Origin of the sequence: Acetobacter estunensis (assembly GCF_011516945.1) — a bacterium.
GTDB classification, from domain to species: Bacteria; Pseudomonadota; Alphaproteobacteria; order Acetobacterales; family Acetobacteraceae; genus Acetobacter; species Acetobacter estunensis.
Window position 1 is genome coordinate 1 of record NZ_WOTH01000075.1, and the last position, 5,622, is coordinate 5,622.

The following is a 5,622-nucleotide window of genomic DNA, read 5'->3' on the forward strand; positions in this document are numbered from 1 at the left end:
ATCAGAGGTTCCCAGATCGCCCATGTCTCGTCCGTAAAGGTGCCTGTTCTGTCTCCTTCTTCCATCCCTACAATATGGGAAGAAATTCAAGATCTAACAGGCCCTAGGCTTACGCCTCAGTTCACTCATTGGTTGGACCGGCTCAAGGATAGTCGTGACGTTGCCAAGATTAAGGCGCACCTGATTCAGATGGAGGCAGGCTCTTTTGGGAACGTGAAGCCGTGTGGTGAAGACGTTTCCGAAAGCCGTATACATTACGGACCTAGATATAGGGTTTATTTCATTCAGCCCGGCGCAGTTTTTGAGGTTGTTCTCGGTGTGGGGGTAAGCGCACGCGGGATCGCGATATTGAGATTGTCAAACAAATTGTACGGTCTTTGGAGGACGACATATGAAGCTTTCCGAGCTCAAGACGTTCAACAGTGCCAAGGCCGCCAAGGATCCTCTGGTGCTGGAAGAACTTCTGAATATGGCGTGGGAGGATGGTGATATTCCCGCGTTCACTCACGCTCTTTCCGTGATTGCCAAAGCACGGGGGATGGCTGAGACGGCGAATAAAGCCGGCATTACGCGCCCGGCACTCTATAAAGCCCTTTCAGAAACGGGCAATCCAAGTTTGTCGAGTCTGATGGGAATCATGAGGGCGCTGGACATTCATGCGACGTTTCGAACGTCTGGCCCTGCGGGAGAGTAAGTCTGACGTAGCCACTGTTTCGGTAGGCTTGATTGAGTGCGGGTTGAGAAGAGAGTACGGAGCGCCCTTTGGGTTTGTTCGCAGGCTCACTCGTTCACTCAGCTTCACTAACCGGCCGAGCCGGTAAGTTCAGTCGAGCCGCCTTGCGGTGTCTCGCCCCTTTCGGGCTTAGGTTCACCGCCGTTCTTTTCCGCTGGCGTCAGGATGTTTCGGGTGGGTAGCGGTGTGGACGGTTCCTCAACCCCTCTGACACGGCTGCGCCGCATCAGAGGGGCACGTTGCGGGACTTACGGCCGAGAGCATCCAGCGATCAGTGTGACAGCACCCCGTGCAGTTCCTCAAGACGACCGCGTTGCGGTCCCGCTTCGCGGCTACGCCACCCTCGCCGCGCCTTGGCCATCGTGCGTTCATCGCAGGGCGTTGCCCCGCGCTGCCCGCACGCTGACCGGCTTGCTCAGACGGCTTCGGTCCTGACGATCTGCCCGGTGCGCCGTCATGGCCGGTGGCAGGATGTGGCTCAGAAAAACGCCTTCAGTCCCTCCACTCTCGTCACCGTCAGCGGGCGCTCGCCGCCCCGCACCGCACCCAGGCAGGATATGGTCTTGTAAAACGCTGGTTTAGACCAAGTATTGCAAGCAATAAAAACGACAATTCTGGCGATTTATTTTCGATTATTGGCGGTTTTCCGGGCTTTTTTGCTTGTGACAACCGGCGGTCTGTACTATTCTTTTCTTGTGGACAGGGAATGGTTCCCACCCACAGGACGCCCCGCCCGGTGCTGTAACACCGAGACGGGGCTGACGTCAGACAGAAAGGGTATTTTCATGTCAAACGCTGCCGCTACCATCGCCCCGAACGCTTCCGAAAACAAGGGTGACGCGCTCCCCAAGGCGACCCGTGAGGAAGCCCGCCGCGCCAAGGAAGCCCGTGCCCGTTTCTCCAAGGAGAAGAAATCCGGCATCGAGCTTGCCGACGTGCTGGCGCTCGCTCCGAATGACGACCAGATCACCAAGATTCAGGCCGCTTTCGCCGTCGAGATTGGCGATCTTGACGAACTGATCGGCTTGGGAAGCAACATGATCCGCGACCAGTTTGAGACGCTCCGCGACGTGCTGGTGACGCTCTATCGTGGCGAGGACGACATGCGAGGCATGAAACTGCACCTTGACCGCATCGTGGACGGCGCAATTCGCTCCGCACATGGCGCAGCCTGCTACTACGAGGCCCGCCGCCAGATCGCGAAAGATGAGGCCGATTCCTTCACCAACGCAAACCGCGACGAGGACCGCATGGGAATCGACGGGCAATCGAACCGGGTTGAGCGCCTTCGGGAGATTGCCGCGCAGCATGGCGCCAAGGCCCACGCTCTCGCTTGCGTTGCACGCGGAGCCTGTGCCGGATACGCCGAGGTAATGGGCGAGGAATGGAAGCCCTACGTGGCGCAGCAGAATGGCCGGAGCGTGAGCGAGCAGGCCGCAGCCCTTCGCGCCGAGGCTCTTGACCTCTGATTCACAAAAGGGCCGGGCAAACGCCCGGCCTTGTCATCCAGTTTGAAACTTTGAAGGAGAGACAAGTTTAATGCTGATGAAACGAGCCATTTTAGCCCTTGGGATCGTTCTATGTCTGGGAGGCTTCACGTTGATGCAATACGAGGAGATTTTCGGATTGCCGCTTCTGGCCGCAATGTTCGTCTGCATTGCCATGTGTAGCGTCCTTGGTGCCGCGTTTGTGCGGACATGGGCAGCGGACGAATGACGCGCAATGCCGGGTTGGCCTCGGGAAAGCGGACTGCTTTGCATCGCAAAGCAGAATTATCCTGCGGCCGACGCAAGCGTCGGCATTGGGCTACCGAGAGAAAGCTATGCCGCTCTACTACGGCTCGCCGTTTAAGGTCAGATAGCGCTGAGCAGCGTCGTAACCCTGTCGCGACTCAATGCGTTGAGCTTTCCTAAGAATAGGGCCATCTCGGTTTCTCCGTGTTGTTCGTGTTTTGATCTTATTGGCGGTTTGCTTCAGGTGTTAGTGAAATCTGTTGCGTTCTGAAGGACGTGTTCTGGGGGCGCCCTTCGGGTTCGCTCGCAGGCTCACTCGTTCACTCAGCTTCACTAACCGGCCGAGCCGGTAAGTTCAGTCGAGCCACCTTGCGGTGTCTCGCCCCTTTCGGGCTTAGGTTCACCGCTGTTCTTTTACGCTGGCGTCAGGATGTTTCGGCTGGGTGGCAGTGTGGACGGTTCCTCAACCCCTCTGACACGGCTGCGCCGCATCAGAGGGGCACGTTGCGGGACTTGCGGCCGGGCATCCAGCGATCAGTGTGACAACGCCCCGTGCATCTCCTCAAGACGACCGCGTTGCGGTCCCGCTTCGCGGCTACGCCACCCTCGCTGCGCCTTGGCCATCGTGCGTTCATCGTAGGGCGTTGCCCCGCGCTGCCCGCACGCTGACCGGCTTGCTCAGGCGGCTTCGGTCCTGACGATCTGCCCGGTGCGCTGTCATGGCCGGTGGCAGGATGTGGCTCAGAAAAACGCCTTCAGTCCCTCCACTCTCGTCACCGTCAGCGGGCGCTCGCCGCCCCGCACCCAGGCAGGATATGGTCTAGTAAAACGCTGGTTTAGACCAAGTATTGCAAGCAATAAAAACGACATTCCGGGCGATTTATTTTCGATTATTGGCGGTTTTCCGGGCTTTTTTGCTTGTGGCAATCGGCGGTCTGTACTATTCTTTTCTTGTGGACAGGGAATGGTTCCCACCCACAAAACCAGTATTCGCTGTGTTCTCGTAAGTAATAGCTGTGTGGAGTGTGTTATGGCTGGTTCCGTCAATAAAGTCATTCTCGTTGGTAATCTCGGACGTGATCCCGAGGTGCGGTCGTCGCAGGGTGGGCAGAAAGTTGTCTCGTTCGGTCTCGCGACAAGCGAAACGTGGAATGACCGCGCTTCCGGTGAGCGCCGCGAGCGCACCGAATGGCACCGTATCGTCATCTTCAATGAGCGCCTCGGGGACGTGGCCGAGCGTTTTCTCAAGAAAGGGCGCAAGGTCTACCTTGAGGGAAAATTGCAGACGCGGAAATGGACCGACCAGTCTGGTCAGGAAAAATACACCACAGAGATCGTGCTCGATCGCTTCGGTGGTGATCTGGTCCTCCTCGACACCAACCACAACAACGAAGGCGGTCAGGGCCGTGAGCAGGGTGGCGGAGCGCCAGCCGGTGGTGACTTCGGGGGAATGGACGATGAGATTCCCTTCGCGCCATGCTTCGATTGAGCGTCAGGGGGCCGGTCTCCGGCCCCTTTCCCGAGGATCGTGGCGTTGGGGCATCGTTTCAGCTAGGTGCGGAACGCGATTGAAGTAGGAAACGGCGGGTGATGATGACAGCCGATGTCGTGCAGGTGGTAGGAATGACGGTGGGAAGCCTCGGTGCTATCCGGGGTGCCCGTCTGACTGTTTTCGGCAAGACGAAGCAGCGCAAACGTCTGGGGATGCTGTTCGTGTTGGGCGGCATATGTTTTGGGGTTGTCGTCGGTGGCGTAGCGCATGCCGTGCAGCAACCGGGCGAAAAGCCGCCCGAAGGACTGGCCACCGTCAGGGAGAAATATCTCTCGAAGCAGTGGTGGCCGCTATATGGCTACATCGGAGAGGGCAGGCCCGAGGTACGGATCAAATTGCCGACCGGGTTGACCTATGACGTTGGCGTGTCGAGGGACGCCTACAACGCTCTCTCCGTCGGTCAGGCCGTGCGCCTTTCATGGTCGCTCGAACCTTACTCCATCGCGTTCATGCAGGGTGGACGATGGGTCGGTCATCTCACCAGACCGGAATAAGAGAGGCCGAATGACGGGCGTCCCACAGCACGTCGTTTTCTTTTCCGGTCGCCCCTAAAGTCGCACGCCTGGTATGCTAATAATGACTCACATAACTTAATTTGCATGGCATGATGGACGGAAGAAAATGAGCACCAAGAGTTCTGCCAGACAGAGAGTGACCCTCACGACTATCGCTCGGAACGCTGTCCGCAATATCGTGGACGCCTACACAGGCCCGCAAAAATGGGAGAGCGTTTTTATGGGGCTGGCCTTTGCATGGTTCGGCATGAGCGTTCACTGGCGGAACCCGTCAACGACTGATTTCGCTGTCGTGGCGCTGTCCGGGATCTGGTGCATGGTGTCGGCTGTGTGCGCTCTGAAACGCTGTAGCGCAGAAGGAGAGACCGTCACAGGCCCCATAATCGTCCTCGGAGCAGGCCTGATGTTTTACGTTGCCGCGAGTAGCTACGGAATCGCAGGGACATTCTTGTCTCTGTGACGTCAGCCCTTGGGGCGAGATATCGGGGTGAAAGGAAAGCGTCCTTCGGGGCGCTTTTTTTTTTCGGCTATCCCGTACAGTCGCAGGCGGGGTTTTTACGCTTGGGGCATGAGCAAAGACACGACATCCCCATCCGTCCGGCTCACGGGAGCCAAATTGTCCATGGTCCTGTTCCACATCGGCTGGACCTCGGAGAACGCCGCCGCTGAAAAGTGTAGGATGCACCGGACGCAGTTGCGGCGATGTCTTGAAGGGCGCTCCGCACTGGATGAAGCGCGCTCGGCCTGGCTGCTCCGCTTGCGTGATGCCCACCTTGAAAACCCTTGTCCCGTAAGACCCAAAAACGACGCGATCCTGCGCGAGCTGGAGAGCGTAAAAAGGGCGGACGAAGAAGGAAGAGGGGCTGCGGCATGACTGAGTCCGTGCCGGTATCCGTTTCCACGAGCCTGCTGGGTCTCACGGACGCCTGTCGGGCGTGGTCAGCCCCAGTGACGCAGGCGACGCCACCAGAGAGTGCCCTCGACGCGGATTTCTCACATTTTGTCTGAAGAGTGTTATTCTCTGTTCTGAGAGCTGTGTCCTGTGCGTCTGATCTGGAATGACAACGGCATTTTGCCTCTGGAGGCAGA

General features: G+C 58.1%; 8 protein-coding genes and 1 pseudogene. All 9 read left to right on the forward strand.

Annotated elements, in window-relative coordinates; genetic code table 11:
* The first annotated feature begins 39 nt into the window (after positions 1 to 39).
* Positions 40 to 489, forward strand: a complete 450-nt coding sequence (locus tag GOB87_RS17215; protein WP_408737179.1) for a type II toxin-antitoxin system RelE/ParE family toxin — start codon at positions 40 to 42, stop codon at positions 487 to 489.
* The gene (locus GOB87_RS16090) at positions 392 to 694 is read left to right on the forward strand and encodes an addiction module antidote protein (protein ID WP_166319045.1); all 303 of its coding nucleotides are present in this window, start codon (positions 392 to 394) and stop codon (positions 692 to 694) included. Before GOB87_RS17215 ends, GOB87_RS16090 begins: the two co-directional genes overlap by 98 nt.
* Positions 695 to 1,095: 401 nt before the next feature.
* The gene (locus GOB87_RS16095) at positions 1,096 to 1,302 is read left to right on the forward strand and encodes a hypothetical protein (protein ID WP_166319048.1); all 207 of its coding nucleotides are present in this window, start codon (positions 1,096 to 1,098) and stop codon (positions 1,300 to 1,302) included.
* Positions 1,303 to 1,518: 216 nt separating this feature from the next.
* The gene (locus tag GOB87_RS16100; protein WP_166319051.1) at positions 1,519 to 2,202 is read left to right on the forward strand and encodes a hypothetical protein; all 684 of its coding nucleotides are present in this window, start codon (positions 1,519 to 1,521) and stop codon (positions 2,200 to 2,202) included.
* A gap of 70 nt (positions 2,203 to 2,272) precedes the next feature.
* A complete protein-coding gene (locus tag GOB87_RS16105; RefSeq protein ID WP_166319054.1) occupies positions 2,273 to 2,449 on the forward strand; it encodes a hypothetical protein in 177 nt (58 codons plus the stop codon).
* Between the two features lie 1,047 nt (positions 2,450 to 3,496).
* Positions 3,497 to 3,916, forward strand: a pseudogene (ssb, locus tag GOB87_RS16110) (single-stranded DNA-binding protein); the annotation flags it as partial.
* Positions 3,917 to 4,056: 140 nt separating this feature from the next.
* The gene (locus GOB87_RS16115) at positions 4,057 to 4,512 is read left to right on the forward strand and encodes a hypothetical protein (protein WP_166319060.1); all 456 of its coding nucleotides are present in this window, start codon (positions 4,057 to 4,059) and stop codon (positions 4,510 to 4,512) included.
* Between the two features lie 127 nt (positions 4,513 to 4,639).
* Positions 4,640 to 4,993 carry a hypothetical protein gene (locus GOB87_RS16120; protein ID WP_166319063.1) on the forward strand — a complete coding sequence of 118 codons (354 nt, stop codon included), beginning with the start codon at positions 4,640 to 4,642 and terminating at the stop codon, positions 4,991 to 4,993.
* A 410-nt stretch (positions 4,994 to 5,403) separates the two neighbouring features.
* Positions 5,404 to 5,541: a hypothetical protein gene (locus GOB87_RS16125; protein ID WP_166319066.1), complete on the forward strand. Its 138-nt coding sequence runs from the start codon at positions 5,404 to 5,406 to the stop codon at positions 5,539 to 5,541.
* Positions 5,542 to 5,622: the final 81 nt, after the last annotated feature.

What these genes read in the sequence shown, in the direction of transcription:
- GOB87_RS16090 (WP_166319045.1), top strand. Translation starts at nt 392, where the DNA reads ATGAAGCTTTCCGAGCTCAAGACGTTCAACAGTGCCAAGGCCGCCAAG.
- GOB87_RS16100 (WP_166319051.1), top strand. Translation starts at nt 1,519, where the DNA reads ATGTCAAACGCTGCCGCTACCATCGCCCCGAACGCTTCCGAAAACAAG.
- GOB87_RS16105 (WP_166319054.1), top strand. Translation starts at nt 2,273, where the DNA reads ATGCTGATGAAACGAGCCATTTTAGCCCTTGGGATCGTTCTATGTCTG.
- GOB87_RS16115 (WP_166319060.1), top strand. Translation starts at nt 4,057, where the DNA reads ATGATGACAGCCGATGTCGTGCAGGTGGTAGGAATGACGGTGGGAAGC.
- GOB87_RS16120 (WP_166319063.1), top strand. Translation starts at nt 4,640, where the DNA reads ATGAGCACCAAGAGTTCTGCCAGACAGAGAGTGACCCTCACGACTATC.
- GOB87_RS16125 (WP_166319066.1), top strand. Translation starts at nt 5,404, where the DNA reads ATGACTGAGTCCGTGCCGGTATCCGTTTCCACGAGCCTGCTGGGTCTC.